At 63.2% G+C, this 15,549-nt stretch carries 11 protein-coding genes; 5 read left to right on the top strand and 6 right to left on the bottom strand.

Features of this window, described 5'->3' with window-relative positions:
• Positions 1-28: 28 nt before the first annotated feature.
• Both KP003_RS00200 and KP003_RS00195 read right to left on the bottom strand, forming a co-directional pair.
• Positions 29-337 (bottom strand): TRL-like family protein, encoded by a 309-nt coding sequence (locus KP003_RS00200; protein ID WP_216496879.1) that lies wholly within the window; start codon positions 335-337, stop codon positions 29-31.
• A 228-nt stretch (positions 338-565) separates the two neighbouring features.
• Positions 566-2,044: a sigma 54-interacting transcriptional regulator gene (locus tag KP003_RS00195; RefSeq protein WP_216496880.1), complete on the bottom strand. Its 1,479-nt coding sequence runs from the start codon at positions 2,042-2,044 to the stop codon at positions 566-568.
• Between the two features lie 185 nt (positions 2,045-2,229).
• Between KP003_RS00195 and KP003_RS00190 the strand changes: the two genes are divergently transcribed.
• From KP003_RS00190 to KP003_RS00180, 3 genes are all read left to right on the top strand, one after another.
• Positions 2,230-3,222, top strand: coding sequence for an amidohydrolase family protein (locus KP003_RS00190; RefSeq protein ID WP_216790100.1), 993 nt, complete (start codon positions 2,230-2,232; stop codon positions 3,220-3,222).
• A gap of 18 nt (positions 3,223-3,240) precedes the next feature.
• Positions 3,241-6,621: an acyl-[ACP]--phospholipid O-acyltransferase gene (locus tag KP003_RS00185; protein WP_216790098.1), complete on the top strand. Its 3,381-nt coding sequence runs from the start codon at positions 3,241-3,243 to the stop codon at positions 6,619-6,621.
• Between the two features lie 258 nt (positions 6,622-6,879).
• Positions 6,880-8,442 (top strand): YiiX/YebB-like N1pC/P60 family cysteine hydrolase, encoded by a 1,563-nt coding sequence (locus KP003_RS00180; protein WP_216790097.1) that lies wholly within the window; start codon positions 6,880-6,882, stop codon positions 8,440-8,442.
• Positions 8,443-8,680: 238 nt separating this feature from the next.
• On the opposite strand, the gene KP003_RS00175 is transcribed toward KP003_RS00180, so the two are convergent.
• Positions 8,681-9,505 (bottom strand): nitroreductase family protein, encoded by an 825-nt coding sequence (locus KP003_RS00175; RefSeq protein ID WP_216790095.1) that lies wholly within the window; start codon positions 9,503-9,505, stop codon positions 8,681-8,683.
• A 198-nt stretch (positions 9,506-9,703) separates the two neighbouring features.
• Positions 9,704-10,336, bottom strand: coding sequence for a flavodoxin family protein (locus KP003_RS00170; protein WP_216496885.1), 633 nt, complete (start codon positions 10,334-10,336; stop codon positions 9,704-9,706).
• Between the two features lie 173 nt (positions 10,337-10,509).
• Between KP003_RS00170 and KP003_RS00165 the strand changes: the two genes are divergently transcribed.
• Positions 10,510-10,872, top strand: coding sequence for a winged helix-turn-helix transcriptional regulator (locus KP003_RS00165; RefSeq protein WP_236026661.1), 363 nt, complete (start codon positions 10,510-10,512; stop codon positions 10,870-10,872).
• A gap of 132 nt (positions 10,873-11,004) precedes the next feature.
• On the opposite strand, the gene KP003_RS00160 is transcribed toward KP003_RS00165, so the two are convergent.
• Both KP003_RS00160 and KP003_RS00155 read right to left on the bottom strand, forming a co-directional pair.
• Positions 11,005-11,913, bottom strand: a complete 909-nt coding sequence (locus KP003_RS00160; protein ID WP_216790094.1) for a hypothetical protein — start codon at positions 11,911-11,913, stop codon at positions 11,005-11,007.
• Between the two features lie 342 nt (positions 11,914-12,255).
• The gene (locus tag KP003_RS00155) at positions 12,256-14,271 is read right to left on the bottom strand and encodes a hypothetical protein (protein WP_216790092.1); all 2,016 of its coding nucleotides are present in this window, start codon (positions 14,269-14,271) and stop codon (positions 12,256-12,258) included.
• Positions 14,272-14,583: 312 nt separating this feature from the next.
• On the opposite strand from KP003_RS00155, the gene KP003_RS00150 reads away from it, so the two are divergent.
• A complete protein-coding gene (locus KP003_RS00150) occupies positions 14,584-15,543 on the top strand; it encodes a hypothetical protein (RefSeq protein ID WP_216790090.1) in 960 nt (319 codons plus the stop codon).
• Positions 15,544-15,549: the final 6 nt, after the last annotated feature.

Below are 15,549 nucleotides of genomic sequence, written 5' to 3'. Positions count from 1 at the left end.
GGCTTTTTGACTTTCAACCTGCTTGGGGTTATTCGCCGTAGACGTGCAGCTTGTACTCGCCGAAGAGACCCAGGATGTTCTTGCCTTCCCAGTCCACCGCGGACACCTTGCTCACGCCGCCGTTTTTCTTGGCGGTTTCGATGCTGCAGTCACCGGTAGCCACGAGCCCCAGCACGCTCTTGCACTCGGCCACGCCGTGCTTTCTTTCGCCGCCGTTCGCGGTGGCCGCGACCGGGAGCTTAAGCTCGGTGTAGAGGGCGCCCATCGGGAAAGGCGAGGCACAACCGGACATGATCCCAAAACCAGCCAACAGACCTGCATAAAGAATCTTCTTCACTGCTTCCTCCTCATAACAAGATTTTCCATCTCACGTTCCTGAAGCCACTCCCCATCAACAGCTTCCGCCGACGATGCAGCAATGATGTTCAGAACTTAGCGCAGCGACCTTAGCACGGGGGGCTGATTTATTCAAGTTTTTGAACGTATTTCTTGGAATTGCCTGAGGGAGGACAAAAGGAGGGCGCTCATTTCCTAGGATTCTTCGAGATCAACTCCAGGTCAACGGCTAATTCTGTCTCTCCGGCTCCCCCATCTGCACGTACTTCTTCGCCGTGCGCCGGTCGAGCTGGGTGCGGCGGGCGACCTCCTCATAGGTGCGGAAGCGCTCGTAGAGGAGCCCGCAGTAGGCGGCCAACAGCTCCTCCACGTTGAGCGCCCCTTCCCTGAGCCCGGACACCAGCCGATCGGCCGCGTCCCCCCTCCCCTTTTCCCGCTTCACCCCCTGGTAGCGGCCGGTCAGGATGATCCGCTTCACCGCCTGCTCCAACTCGCGCACGTTCCCCGGCCAGTCGTAGTCCCGCCCCAGGTCGCGCTGCAACACCTTCTTCACCAACTGCTGCTCGCGCCCCGACACCGGCTGCCCCGCGATGCGGCGGAGGATGGCGCCGATCAGATGGCCCAACTCGGCGGGCTCCTCCTGCAGACGCTCGCGCAACGGCGGGATGGTGACCACGTCGGAGCAGAGGCGGTAGTAGAGATCGTCGCGGAACTTACCGTCCAGGAGCATCTCGTCCAGCGGGCGGTTGGTGGCCGCCACGATGCGGCCGCTGAAGCGTCTGGGCTCGTGGCTCCCCACGGGGAAGAAGACCCGCTCTTGCAGCACCTGCAAAAGCTTGATCTGCACCGGAATGCTGACGTCGCCGATCTCGTCCAGGAAGATGACGCCGTGGGGCGCACAGCGGCTGAAAAGCCCTTCGTGGTTCTCCACCGCGCCGGTGAAGGAGCCCTTCTTGTGCCCGAAAAGCTCGGATTCGAGCACCCCCTGGGAGTACTGGGACAAGTTGATGGCGACGAAGTTGCGGGTGAAGCTCTCGGTGAATCCTTTTCTGGCAGGGTCGTAGGGGATGAAGCCGGAGCGACCGATGGCGGCTGCCGCAGCACCCTTGCCGGTGCCGGTCTCTCCCAGAAGGAGGATGGAAAACTCCTCCATCTTGTCCCACAGCCCCGCCTCGAACCAGCGGATGTCATGGGTGAAGACGCAGTCCCAGAGGTGGCGGCGCAGCGTCTTCATGGAGGGCGAGGCGCCGACCAGCCCGTTCTTTATGAAGTAGAAGGCGCGGCGCAGCTGGTAGAAGACGGCGAAGGCGCGCTCGGCCTCCTGTTCGCCCAGTCCGAACCCGGCCAGCTCTTCCAGCGCCTGGCGGGCGAAGGGGACAGGGCAGGGCTTGTCCCCTGCCTGCAGCTGCGACTGGATGAGCCGGTCGAAGTGGTCGACGTAGCGGTGGAAGACGTGGAACAGGCAGAACCTGCGCAGCACCTCGCGCCGGTTGCCCCCCTGTCCCTGCAGGTCGGCCAGACCCCGGCGGCGCAGGCTCTCCAGCTGCGTCGCCACCCGGGAAAGCACCGAGTCGAGAATCTCCTCAGACGACGAGCCCCGGGGGGCTCCTCCGATGGCGAGGTCCAGGTCGTCCCTCGTTTCCCCGAAGGGATTGGCAAAGGCGGCGCGCGCGACTGTCTCGAGAAAAGCCCATTCTTGATCTGTCATTTTCAAGGTAGTCATACACTGTATGTATTGCCGATGTACATTTAATGTCAAGCGACTTTTCCAGACTTGGCGGCGTCTTTGCCATGACTGCCCCACTTTCAGCATGTTATAAAGACACAATCCAGCATTGGGCCATTGGCATAGTATCTGTAATAGCTAGTACATCCGACTTACAGGAGACTGACATGGACGCTGCCACTGCAAAGACCATCATCGACATCCACTGTCACACCGCCGGCATCGGCGCGGGAAACAGCGGCTGCTTCATCTCCCCGGCCATGCGCAGGAGCTGGAGATACAAGGTGTTCCTCAAGGCCTTCGGCGTAACGGAACGGGAACTGCTCCAGGAGGGGGACGGACTGGTGATGCGGCGCACGTCGGAGAGCCTCGCCGCCTCGCAGCGGGTCTCGGCCGCGGTGATCCTGGCCGTGGACGGCGCGGTGGATGACAAGGGGGAGCTGGATCGGGCCCGGACCGAGATGTTCATACCCAACGAGTTCGTGGCGGCGGAAACCGCCAGACACCCGAACCTCCTCTTCGGCGCCAGCGTCAACCCGCTGCGCCGCGACGCCCTGGAGCGGCTGGAGCAGGCCGCGGCGGACGGTGCGGTGCTCCTCAAGTGGCTCCCCTCGATCCAGCACTTCGACCCGGTTGATCGGCGCCTGACCCCGTTCTACCTGAAATTGAAGGAACTCGGGCTGCCGCTGCTGACCCACACCGGCTCGGAAAAATCCTTCACCAAGGCGCAGAACCACCTGGCCGACCCCGAGCGCCTGAGACTCCCCCTTTCCCTTGGGGTGACGGTGATCGCGGCTCACGCGGCGAGCAACGGCAGGAACCAGGGGGAGAGCAACCACCGCCGCTTCCTCAGGCTCTGCGGCGAGTTTCCCAACCTGTACGCCGACATCTCCGCACTGACCCAGTTGAACCGCCTGACGCACCTGCAGCGCCTGCTCAAGCACCCGGAGCTATTCGGGCGGCTCTTGTACGGCACCGACATGCCCATTCCCAACACGGCAGCCGTGACTCCGTTCGGCTTCCCGAACCGACTCTCCCCCCGGCGCATACTTGAGATATCCCGCATCGCCAACCCGTGGGACCAAGACGTGGCCCTCAAGGAGGCACTCGGGGTGCCGGAACAGATCTTCTCCAACGCGCAGTCCATCATCAGGCTTTAGGCCGCCAGGAGCACTGCAATGAGCACCGCCACCACTTCATCCAAGTCCTTCGCCTGGCTCAACACGACCCAGTTCCTGGGGGCGCTGAACGACAACATCCTGAAGCTTTTGATCATCTTCTTCCTGATCGGCAGCCACGGCGGCGCCCACGCCGGCGCCGTCACCGCCACGGTGGGCGCCGCCTTCGTGCTCCCCTTCCTGCTCTTCTCGGCACCGGCTGGCTGCCTTGCCGACCGTTTACCCAAGGCGAAGCTGATCGCGAACGTGAAGCTGGTCGAAGTCGCGGTGACGCTCCTGGCCGTCGCCTCATTCGCCCTGCGCCTGGAGCAGGCGCTCTACCTGGTGATCTTCCTGATGGCCGCCCACAGCGCCTTCTTCGCCCCCGCCAAGTACAGCATCCTCCCGGAGCTGGTGGAGAAGGAAGAGCTCTCCCGGGTCAATGGGGCGATGGAATCCTGCACCTTTATGGCCATCATCGTCGGCACCGGGCTCGCCTCGGGGCTGGCCCAGTTGGCCGAGGGGCGTTTCTGGCTGGCCGCCCTTTTCTGCCTCGCCATCGCCGTCGCCGGGCTCTGCTCGGCAAGGCTCATCGGAAAAAGCGAGCGCTGCGACGCCGCCCGCCCGGTGGCCCTCCTTCCCACCGAGATCCTGCGCACCATCAAGGGGATCAGCCGCGACCGTCACCTGATGCTTGCCATCATCGGGCTGGCCTGGTTCATGTTCATCGGGGCCTTCGCGCAGCTGAACCTGATCGGGTACGGCATGGAACGGCTCGGGCTCTCCGAGGCCCACAGCGGCTACCTGTTCCTGGCCGCGGCGCTCGGGATCGGCATCGGCTCGCTGCTGGCAGCCAAGCTCTCCGGCCGCGACGTCGAATTCGGCATCGTCCCCTTGGGCGCCGCAGGCCTCACCGTGGCGCCGTGGCTTCTGCACGTGCTGCCGGCAAGCCTCCCGGTCAGCCTCGCCGTGATCGTCGGCTTCGGCATCTCCGCCGGGGTGTTCAGCCTGCCGCTGCAGACCTTCATCCAGCTGCGCGCCGACGCCTCCATGCGCGGCGAGGTGCTGGCGGCCTCCAGCTTCAACAACTGGATCGGCATCCTCTTCGCCTCCGGGCTCACCTGGGTCTTCAGCGGCCCGATTGGGCTTTCCGCCGCCCAGGGTTTCAGCGCCATAGGAGCGCTCACCCTGGCCCTTACCATCCTCTCCTTCCGGATCCTGCCGGACTTCCTGATCCGCTTCATAGCCCTTGTCACCATGCGCATCTTCTACCGCCTGCGCATCATCGGCCGTGACAACCTCCCGGTTGAGGGACCGGCGCTGCTGATCCCGAACCACGTCACCTGGGCCGACGCCCTGCTCCTCACCGCCACCTGCCAGCGCCGCATCCGCTTCGTCATGGAGCGGAGCATCTACAACACCCCGGTGCTGCGCGGCCTGTTCAAACTCATGGGGGTGATCCCCGTTTCCTCGACCGACGGCCGCCGCGAGATGCTCGATTTCATCAAGCGTGCCCGCGCCGCCCTGGACGAGGGGTACATGGTCTGCATCTTCGCGGAGGGGGCGCTGACCCGAAACGGCATGCTGGGCGAGTTTCGGGGCGGCTTCGAGCGGATCGTGAAGGACAGCGGCCACCCGATCATCCCGGTCTACATCGGCGGCGCCTGGGGGAGCATCCTCTCCTACGCCCACGGCAAGCTTCTCTCGCGGCTCCCGGCCTTCTCCCCCTACCCGGTGACCATCCTGTTCGGCGCCCCGATGCCGGCCACGAGCCTCGCCGCCGAGGTACGCCAGAAGGTGGCGGAACTCTCCTGCGATTACTTCACCTCGCGCAAAGGACAGCGCAGACCGCTGCCGGAGTACTTCATCCGCACCGCTCGCCAGAACTGGGGACGCCGGGCCGTGGCCGACACCTCCGGCAAGAACCTGGGCTACGGCCGCACCCTGACCGGGGCCGTGGCGCTCGCGGACAAGCTGGAGGGGCTGATCGGCGATGAGGAGCACGTGGGGCTCTTGCTCCCGGCTTCCGCCGGCGGGGTGCTGGCCAACCTCGCGCTCTCCATGCTGGGGCGGGTCACCGTCAACCTCAACTTCACTGCCTCCGAGGCCTCCCTGCGCTCCGCGGTCGATCAATGCGGCATCCGCACCGTGATCACCTCGCGTGCCTTCCTGGAAAGGTTCCCCGCCCTGCCGCGCCTGGAGGGGATGATCTGCCTCGAAGACATCGCCCCGACCATCTCCGGCCTGGACAAGTTCGTCGCCCTGTTCAAGGCGCGCCTCTACCCCGCGTCGCTTCTCTGCCGCGGCAACGGCTTCCATGCCGACAAGAGCGCCACGGTGATCTTCTCCTCGGGAAGCACCGGCGAACCCAAAGGGGTCATGCTCAGCCACCACAACATCATGTCCAACATCGAGGCGCTGCGCATGGTGTTCCGGGTGGACCTGAACGACAACATCTGCTCGGCGCTCCCCTTCTTCCACTCCCTGGGCTTCACGGCGACGCTCTGGTTCCCGCTCACCAGCGGCTTCTCCGCGGCCTACCACCCCAACCCGCTGGACGGCGAGAAGATCGCCCAAGTGGTGCGGGAGCACAAGTCCACCCTGCTCCTGGCCACACCGACCTTCCTCCTCTCCTACCTGCGCCGCGCCAGGCGCGAGGACTTCGCCACGCTGCGCCTCGTTATCACCGGAGCCGAGAAGCTGAAGAGCAAGGTGGCGGATTCCTTCGAGGAGAAGTTCGGCGTGCGTCCCATGGAGGGCTACGGCGCCACCGAGCTATCCCCGGTTATCTCGCTGAGCCTTCCCGACGTGGAAATCGACGGCGTGAGGCAGCAAGGGGCCAAGGAAGGGAGCGTGGGGCACCCGATCCCCGGGGTCGCCATCCGGGTGGTCGATCCCGAGAGCGGCGCAGTCCTGAGCCCGGGACAGAGCGGGATGATCGAGGTGAAAGGGCCCAACGTGATGGTCGGCTACCTGGGGAAAGAAGAACAGACCGCGGCAGTGGTGCGGGACGGGTGGTACGCGACGGGGGACCTGGGGATCATGGAGGACGACGGCTTCATCAGGATCACCGACCGCATCTCGCGCTTCAGCAAGATCGGCGGCGAGATGGTGCCGCACGGCGTGATCGAGGACGAACTGCACGGCCGGCTCGGGCAGACCGGCGTCCTGGCGGTGACCGCGGTCCCGGACGAGAAGAAGGGGGAGCGGCTGGTGGTCGTCTACACCCGCGGGACCACCGATGCGGCTGACCTGTCGCGGCTCCTCGCGGAGAGCGAGCTCCCCAACCTCTGGAAGCCTGCGCGCGACGGCTTCATCGAAGTGGAGAGTCTCCCCATCCTCGGCACCGGAAAGCTCGACCTGAAGGGGCTCAAGGAGCTGGCGCTCGCGGCAACAAATTAGTTGTCACGGCGGCAAACTGCCGGTATCTTTGCCGCGTTTGGCTAATGCTCCCCCCGCTCCCCCACCCCAGCCTTTCCCAGAGGGAGAGGGAGAATTTGCGTCCCGTCGCTGCAAAGCCGCTTGCTATCCCCTCTCCCTCCGGGAGAGTGTGGCCGAAGGCCGGGTGAGGGCGGTGGCTCAGGCTAGAGTATCAGTTATCGCGACGCCCTCACCCCACCCCTCTCCCAGAGGGAGAGGGGGTGTCCCGGGAGGATTTCAATGAGATTTAAACGCTGCATCCTGCTCTCGCTTCTTGTCACCCTTTCCTGCGTCGTGCCCGCCACCGCCGGCGACTCGCTCAAGGAGCTGGCCCGGAAGGGGCTGTGCGGCGAAGGCGAATCCAGCAATTCCTGCACCGGACATTTCCTGGAGGTTCACGGCTGCAGCAAGGCGTCTGTCGAGCAGGGGCTGACCAGGGAGCTGACCGAGTTCAGGACCCTGGCTGAAGAGGCGCTTTCCCTCAGGGCGGAGACCATCAAGACCGGCGTGCGCATCAAGCAGGAGATGAAACTGGGCAAGCCGCTCACCGGCGACGACCTGGCGCTCATCAACCAGGGGATCATCCAGCACATGGCGCTGCGCCAGAAACTCCTGGCCCTGGCCGAGGCGCACGAGTGCTGGCTGGACGCCGGCGACAAGGAGCTGAGCGCGCTGGGGGTGACACCGGAGAGCCGGCTTAAGGGGGTGATGCTCTCGCTCTCCTCCGCCCTCGTCCTCTACGACAACTACCTCCTCGCCGTCTCCCTGTTCGAAGGGGACAGCAAGCTGCGCCGCATCCTCAACGAGCGCGACCCTGGGTACGCTGTGAGAAGCGCCGAGCTCGCCAAGGTGACCATGAGCTACGACTCCATCTCCAACCGTCAGCGGGTGCGCCAGGCCATCAAGTTCTACGAGAAACAGATCAGGAAATCGCCCTTCTCCTCCGACACGCTGGCCATGGACTACGTGTCGACCCTGATCAAGCAGAGCCCGTCTTACGACATGGTAAAGAAGTGGTCCCCCTTCTACGTGGTGGGGCGTAAGCTCGGTTTCTTCGGGGCCGTAACTACCGATACCGTGGTCGGACTGGAGCGCGAAGGGACCAGCCTGTTCAGCATGATCTTCGGCAACGCGGTGGGACTGGTCGAGACGCGCAAGGGGAAGCTCTACGGCCGCGACGAGGTGCGGGCCGAGGTACAGAAGACGCTGCAGGCGGGCGACATCCTGCTGGAGAAGACGCCGTTCCGGCTGACCGACAAGCTGATCCCCGGCTACTGGGGACACGCCGCGGTCTGGACCGGGAGCGAAGCCGAGCTTAAGGAGCTCGGCATCTGGGATCACCCGGTGGTGCGCCCCTACCAGGAGCAGATCAGAAGCGGGCACCAGGTGATCGAGGCGCTGCGCTCCGGTGTCGAGATGAACACCATGCAGCACTTCCTCAACATCGACAGCATCGGCATCATGCGCAAGACCGGCGCCACCCGTCCCGACCGCGCCAATACGGTGATCCAGGCGCTGCGCCAGGTGGGCAAGCCGTACGACTTCAACTTCGACGTGGAGTCCAAGGGGCGGGTCTACTGCTCCAAGCTGGTCTACCTGAGCTACAGCGGGGTCGACTGGCCCACCAAGAAATCGCTGGGACGCACCACCTTCACGCCCGACGACGTCGCCATCAAGGCGGTCAAGGGTGGCTCGCTGCAACTGGTGACCTTCTATCACGAGGGGAGCCGGGTCGCGGGGAACCCGCTGGATACCATGGCGAGGCTGATGGGGGTGAATAACGGGAGTCAGACGGCGCGGTAGCTTCCGGCAGATACCCAGTAGGGGCAAATAATTATTTGCCCAGCGCTGATACCACCATTGCCTGCGCCGGGCAAGACGCCGGGGCTGCTCAGGGGGCGAATATTTATTCGCCCCTACAGTGGACGTCGCAATGTGAACGAAAAAGGGGACTGGCACCTGCGGAGCCAGTCCCCTTTTCGCTGCACGTGCCCCCGCGTCCGCCCCTCTCGCGAAGGGGGTACAGAGGGGATTTGCCTTGCTAAACCCGGTGAATAAGCGCACCGCAATGCTGCACGGTGCGGGCGTACTGGACGGCGGGCTTGCCGAAGGCCATGCAGTAGCCGAGGGTGTGATCCTCCGGGAGCCCAAGGGTTGCCTGCGCTTCGGGCACCAGGTCGCCGATGGCGATCTTGGCGAGCCCGTCCCAGACCGTCCCGATGCCGTTGGCCTGCGCGAAGAGCTCGAAGTAGCTGAGCGCGATCACGCAGTCCTGCAGCGGCGACACCGCCTTGCTGGAGACCGACGCGACCAAGAGGTGCGGCGCACCACGGAACAGCACGTCCACCCCCTGCTCCTCCCAGAGCTTCACGAAATCCGCGAAGAAGGCGAGCTGGTCGGGAAGGGCGTTATCCCGCACCAGGCGCTTAATGCCGGCCAGGAGCTCGTCGCGGAAGGCGGCCAGCTTGTCACGGTCGTCGATGACGGTGAAACGGACCTGCCGGGTGTTGACCCCGGTCGGCGCATGCCAGGCCACCTCGAGGAGCCGCTGCATCAGTTCCGGCTCCAGGTTTTCCGGCTTGTAACGCCGCACCGAGCGGCGCCCCTTGATCAGGGTCTCCAGTTGCGCCGGGTCCGGGCGCCAGTCGCCGGTCAGCGGCGTGCTCTCCCCCGGATCCAGACCGAGGATGGAAACCGCGCCGGTCGGGCAGACCGCGAAACAGTGCTGGCAGCGGTAGCAGCCTGCTTCCTTCTCCGCGGTAATGACAGGAAACCCTTCCGCGGTATCGATGACGTGAGCCGGGCAGTCGGCGACGCAGAGCCCGCACCGGGTACATTTATCCTTGGCTATTTTGAAATCCAGCATGCTCTCCCCTCAAAAATCCTAAGGCATAAAGTGAAAAGCAGTTACGCAAAGCACACGGAGGGTGCGCGGAGAACGCGAAGAAAACTTGAATAATGGGTTAACAACTTTTTGCCTTCCAGCTGAAAAGAGTTTCCTTTGCGCCCTTCGCGGATACCCGGCGTTCTTTGCGTAACCGCTTTTAGGTTCTCGTTTCCCGGGTTACCTGATGAAGTTGGTATAGACCTTCGCTTCACGCTCCGGCTCGGGCACCACCCCTTTGCCATTTTCCAAAAGCCTCAAAAGCCATACGATCTTGTTGCCCAGAACGCGCATGATCTGCACCCCTTCGCCGTCCTGCAGCGCCTCGCCCGGCGTCCTGCCGTGGATGACGTTCCAGTAGTTGGAGGTGGCCAGCAGCATCTCGGAGTAGTTCAGGAAGTGGTTCAGCTCGTCGAAGGTGGTCACCCCGCCCGAGCGGCGCACGGCCACGACCGCCGCTCCTACCTTGTGACGCAAGAGCCCCCCGTTCACACCGGCAACGAAGAAGGCACGGTCAAGGAAGGACTTCATGGTACCCCCCACGCCGGAGTAGTGCACCGGGGAGCCGAGGATGATGGCGTCCGCCTCCTTCATCTTCTGGACCCACTCGTTCACCTCGTCCTTGATGGCGCACTGCTCGTCCTGGTTCTTCAAGCACTGATAGCAGGCGATGCAGCCGCGAATGGCCTTGTTGCCCACGTGGACGATCTCGGTCTCGATACCCTCTTTCTCCAGTTCCGCGGCCACCAGCTTGATGGCGTGGTAAGTGTTCCCTTCCTTGTTGGGGCTGCCGTTGAATGCGACGACCTTCATGACTGTTCCTCCCGTTGAGCCGGTCTGGGTGAACCGGACGCTTTTCTTTTTTTGCCGGATGCGCTATATAGGACCATTAGTTCAGTATCGTCAATAACGAACTTTTACGAAACGTAGTACCCACATCGAAACACAGTACCTTTTTGGAAACCATGACAAAGACAGGGGACGTGATGCAGCAAAACCAATCGGCAGCGGAGCTTATGACGTTTCGGGACAGGGAGTACAAGTGCGGCATCGACGTGACGCTGGCGCTGGTCGGGGGGAAGTGGAAGGCCTCCATACTCTGGCACCTGGCGCAGGAGACCATGCGTTTCTCCGATCTGCAGCGGCAGTTCTCCGACACCACCCGGAAGATGCTCACCCAGCAGCTGCGCGAACTGGAGATGGACGGACTGGTGAACCGCAAGGTCTACCCGCAGGTCCCGCCCAAGGTCGAGTACTCGTTGACCGAGCAGGGGCGGACCATCTTCCCGATACTGGAATTGATGTGCGACTGGGGACGTAACTACGCACAGGCCGGGAACCAGGCGTAAGTCGCTCCGCTTCAAGGTGAGCTGCCTGCAGCACTGACAACAGCTTCGCCCTCACCCTGAGGGGATAAACACCAGAAATGAAGAGCCCCTCCCGGTAACGGGAGGGGCTCTTTTCGTCAATCAGCTGCGGTATCAGCGGCCGCGCCCTTCGTCCTTATCCGGGCCACGTCCCCGTTCGGGGCCGCCACCGCGCTCGCCGCCTCCGCCCCTATCCATTCTTTCCATCGGCATCCGCTCCTGGCGCTCCATCCGATCCATGCGCGGCTCATGCCTGGGCTCCATCGACCTTGGCTCGACGCCTTGCGGCCCACGCTGCTCCATCCTCATCGGAGCCTGGCGCTCGTGCTCCGGTCCGCGGCGCATCTGTGCCGGCGGCGCTGTTGCCGGCCCCCTCATCTCGTGGCGTTCCTGGCGCTGCACCGGTGCCGGCGGGCGTTGATCGACCTCCCTCAGGTGCTTGCGCACCGTGGTGTTCTTCGGCTCGTACCGGTAGCTTTCCCTGTGCAGCCTGCGCTGTTGATCGACGCTCGGATAGCGGTCGCCCGTGTAGCTGCGTTGGTAGGTCGGCAACGGCGCCCTTCTCGGGGCGCGGCTGCGATCCCAGCGGTCCCAGCCATGGCGGCGCTGCTCCCAGCCGCGTCCCCAATGCTGGCCCCAACGCGGCGGCCGATCGGGGCCCCAGCCGCGGAAGTACACCGGCGGTTGCCGATAGTACCTGACCGGGACACGCAGGAGGTACACCGGCACCGCGTACGGGTCGACCAGGGCCCAGGGGCCGTTGTACCAGGAACTGGCGTACCAGTTGTCATCCCAGAAAGCCCAGTACATGCCGTCGTAGAAGAAATAGTTGCCATAGACGTTTGGTGCGTAGTAGACGGGATATCCCGGAATCGGCCTTAGATCGGGGTATCCTCCCAGGTTGAGGCCGATACTCACGTTGGGGAGCCCGATGCCTATGCCAACGCTGACCGAGGCTGTCGCAGTAGTCGTCAGACAGAACAACAGCCCCAGTACAATGAAGCCGTAACGCAATCTTCGCATGTCGTCCTCCATTTCCTCAGTAGGTGTTGTAGGTAGCTCACAAGCGGCGCTGCCGCCAATCTTAGTAGCGCGCCGCTTAACAATATACCACAAACGGCCGGATGCACCCAAAACAGTGGCAGTCGTGTAATTTTCACATGTAGGGGCGAATAAATATTCGCCCTGTTGGAGCCAGCACTTATCTCGCAATTGAGGTGGTCTGAGCACCGGCGGCTGGGCGAATGATTATTCGCCCCTACAGCCCCGGCCACCCTTGCAGGAAAAACCCGCGAACTGCCTGGCAAAAAGGAAAAGCCACCCGGACGGGTGGCTTTTCGGTGCTGCCGGACTTCCAGTTGCAACTTAGTGCTCTTCGCTGTGCCCGCCGGTCATGCCGGCGCTGAAGGTGTGGCAGTTGCTGCAGTCATACCCTTTGCCCTGGACATGCCTGCTGTGAACGGAGTTGGCGCTGGTGAAGGTCTCCCTGCTGTGGCAGTTGTCGCACAGCGTGGTGACCGGCTCCTTCAGCGGGTAGCCGGTACCGTGGCAGGCCGCGCAGTTCTTGCGGTCGCGGTGGTTGCTGTGCAGCGAGGTGAAGCTCGTGTAGCTCTTCGCGCCGTGGCAGACGTCGCACATCTGCGCGGTGGTGCCGCGACGGGTGTAGCCGAGGCTCGAGAACGGAATCCGGTTGGCACCGGCGGTTATCTGCGGATGGCAGCCGCCGTTGGCGCAGGAAACCGCGGTGGTCTTGGGACCGATGCCGTGGAAGATCCCTTCGTACTGCTCGGTCGGGACGAAGCTGTGGGCGTTGTAGGTCATCCCCTGAGCCGCGGCGCCCAGCTGGATGGCGGTGGTGATGTCACCGGTCTCGAAGGCGTACTTGTTCTTCACCGGCAGCAGCTGCTTCGTGGTGGTCTCCATCGGCTGGGAACCGGTGTGGAGCTTGAAGGGGAAAAGCTTGGAGAACTTGCCGGCCGGGTCTTCGAAGGCGCCGTCGGGCTTGCTGATCACCTGCACACCGCGGGAGTCGAGGCTCGCGGGATCCTTGAACTTGTAGAAGTGGCTGAAGCCGTTGAACCAGGCGTAGGTCGGCATGACGTTGGTGGCCTTGGTCATGGTCGGGTCCCAGAGCGCCTTGGCGGTGTCGATCTCCATCACGGACCAATCCCTGTACATGTCGGTCGGGATGGTCTTGGCGAAGGTCGCCACGTGGCAGACGGAGCAGTTGACCTTGTCGCTGTGGCGGTTCAGGTCGCTGTAGCTCACGTTGGTGGAGCGGTGCGGGATGCGGGAGTGGCAGTTTTCACAGGAGAGCACGCGGGTGGTGTCGAGGGCGCGCATGTCGGAGCCGCGGCCTGCCATCTTGTGCCCTTCCGTCCTGTGGCACTCCTGGCAGGGGAAGTTCTGCCCGTCGGAGCCCATGTGCACGTCGTAGGCCTTGGTACAGGTCTTGTTGGTGGACTCGATGTCGCCGCGCTTGTAGTTGTCGCCGCCGCCGGACTTCTCGTGGCAGCGCATGCAGGCTACGCGGGTCGGACGGATCACGTTCTGGGCGATGGACAGCACGTTCAGACCGTCGGCCGGGACCATCGAGAAGGTGAGGTCGGCGTTCTGAACGACCTTCCTGGAGTAGCCGTTGCCGTGGCACATGAGGCAGTCGATGTTCTCGAGCTGCGCCTGGCTGGAGGTGGTGGAGGGCTTCAGGCCGTTGCCCGCATGGCAGACCGCGCAGCCGCCGGGGCCGGTGGTGCCGTCGGTTTTCTGGAAGATGGTCAGCCAGTTCATGTCCGGCTGGATGCAGAAGTTGTTGATGCCACCCAGCTTCGAGGCCTTGGAACCGGAGGCGGCCAGTTCGATCGCCTTTTGGTTGTCACCGGTCCACTGGTAGTGCACCGAGCCGAACATCGCGGTCGCCTGGGCAGCGTGGCAGGCGCTGGTGATGCAGGTGGCGGGGCCGTTGTAGGAGGTTACGTAGCTCACGTGGCTCGGCACCGGGAGCTGGACCTTGAAGGTGGTGGAGCCGCTGCCGGTGTTGCCGCTGGTGTCGGTGAAGCTGACCGTCGCGGTGTAGGTCCCCTTCGGTGCGGAGCTGGAGAGGGTGTAGTTGTAGTAGGCAAAGCCGGTGGTGGTGTCTTTGCTCATGGCGGCGCCGTTCAAAAGCGTGGTGCCGCTCGGGTTCTTGATGGTGACGTTGGCGTAGCGGATCTGCGACGTGGCGATCCTGTTGGTACCGTTCTCTGCGTTGGCCTTCACGGTGACGACGGAGCTCTGGCCGTAGTTCAGCTTGTTGGTCGCCGTCTGCACGGAGAGTGTGGCGGCGAAAGCGGTCCCGTAGAAGGATGCCAGCAGCACGCCTCCTAGCAGTAAGGTTTTCTTCATGTTTGCCTCCTTTGAATTTTTCCCTGCAGTGGTTATTGACAGTCTGCCGTGGCCACGGTCGCTGTTTTCCACAAACCTCCGCCAATAAGCAACCCTTATACCAACTTTGCCGATCGCAATAAGCAACCGTTTTATCTAATTAAAATCCGGAGACAAACTTCTTCGTGGCTGGCAACCGGGTGGGTCACCCCACCTTTTTGGGTGTTATACACCACAGGGTAGGGTGAAATGCCTATCTTGACATGCTGAGGGAAATTTCATACAAGTTGCTGGCGTGGAAAACGAGAGGCGGCGAACCCAAGTGAGGTGCGAATGAAAAGGATGATTCTAGCGCTGGCAGCGTCCCTGCTGATCGGCTCCTGGTGCAGCGCTGAGGAGATCGTGGTGAAACAGATCAGCTACGGGGCGGGGGCCAGGCAGTACCCGGATATCTACGGTAGCCGCGTGGTCTGGCAGGACACCCGCAACGGCAAGGCCGATATCTACCTCTACGACATGGAGACGGGAACGGAGAAGCGGATCACCCAGGGAGGGGCGGACCACAAGAAGCCGCGCATCTACGGGAGCAGGATCTACTGGCAGGACTACCGCAACGGGACCTCCGACATCTACATGTACGACTTGGCCGAAGGCAAGGAAGCCCCCGTGGTGATCTCCGCCGCCCCCAAGGTCGACTTGGCCGTGTCCGAGCGTTACCTCGCCTGGACCGACCTGAGCGACGGCAAAGAGAGGGTCTGCCTCTACGACCTCGCGACCAAGAAGGAAAAGCGGATGGAGACGGGACAGGCGCCGCAGGGATTCCCCGCGTTGGCTGCCGACTACCTGGTCTGGAAGGATGAACGCAACGACTCCGGCGACATCTATCTGTACGACCTGGTCAAAGGGAAGGAGGTGCGGGTGACCTCGAACGAGGAGGCACAGTGGGCGCCCTCTGCGTACGGCAACCTCGTGGTATGGGAGGACAACCGCAACAAGGACGTCCTGCCCAACTACGACATCTACCTCTACGACATCAACAGCGGCCAGGAGAGAAGGCTCACCAAGAGCGACGCCAACCAGAGGTTCCCGCGCATATGGGGCACCCGGGTAGTATTCGTGGATAATTCCAATGCAGAGCTGGAGGAGATCCACCTCCTGGACCTGATCACCGGCAAGGAGACCGCCATCGCCGGCGGGAGCAAAGACCGGTACACCCCCGCTATCTACGGCAATTACGTGGTCTTCAGCGACATATACAGCATCTACCTGGCCGACATCGGCCGGTCACGGTAAAAAAGA

This window comes from Geomonas diazotrophica, assembly GCF_019063885.1.
Taxonomy (GTDB): domain Bacteria; phylum Desulfobacterota; class Desulfuromonadia; order Geobacterales; family Geobacteraceae; genus Geomonas; species Geomonas diazotrophica.
Note: the sequence above shows the minus strand (reverse complement) of the source record. Positions and strands in the feature narration are given on the sequence as shown.

What these genes read in the sequence shown, in the direction of transcription:
- KP003_RS00190 (WP_216790100.1), top strand. Translation starts at nt 2,230, where the DNA reads ATGGACGCTGCCACTGCAAAGACCATCATCGACATCCACTGTCACACC.
- KP003_RS00180 (WP_216790097.1), top strand. Translation starts at nt 6,880, where the DNA reads ATGAGATTTAAACGCTGCATCCTGCTCTCGCTTCTTGTCACCCTTTCC.
- KP003_RS00160 (WP_216790094.1), bottom strand. Translation starts at nt 11,913, where the DNA reads ATGCGAAGATTGCGTTACGGCTTCATTGTACTGGGGCTGTTGTTCTGT.
- KP003_RS00165 (WP_236026661.1), top strand. Translation starts at nt 10,510, where the DNA reads ATGCAGCAAAACCAATCGGCAGCGGAGCTTATGACGTTTCGGGACAGG.
- KP003_RS00150 (WP_216790090.1), top strand. Translation starts at nt 14,584, where the DNA reads ATGAAAAGGATGATTCTAGCGCTGGCAGCGTCCCTGCTGATCGGCTCC.
- KP003_RS00185 (WP_216790098.1), top strand. Translation starts at nt 3,241, where the DNA reads ATGAGCACCGCCACCACTTCATCCAAGTCCTTCGCCTGGCTCAACACG.
- KP003_RS00155 (WP_216790092.1), bottom strand. Translation starts at nt 14,271, where the DNA reads ATGAAGAAAACCTTACTGCTAGGAGGCGTGCTGCTGGCATCCTTCTAC.
- KP003_RS00175 (WP_216790095.1), bottom strand. Translation starts at nt 9,505, where the DNA reads ATGCTGGATTTCAAAATAGCCAAGGATAAATGTACCCGGTGCGGGCTC.
- KP003_RS00195 (WP_216496880.1), bottom strand. Translation starts at nt 2,044, where the DNA reads ATGACAGATCAAGAATGGGCTTTTCTCGAGACAGTCGCGCGCGCCGCC.
- KP003_RS00170 (WP_216496885.1), bottom strand. Translation starts at nt 10,336, where the DNA reads ATGAAGGTCGTCGCATTCAACGGCAGCCCCAACAAGGAAGGGAACACT.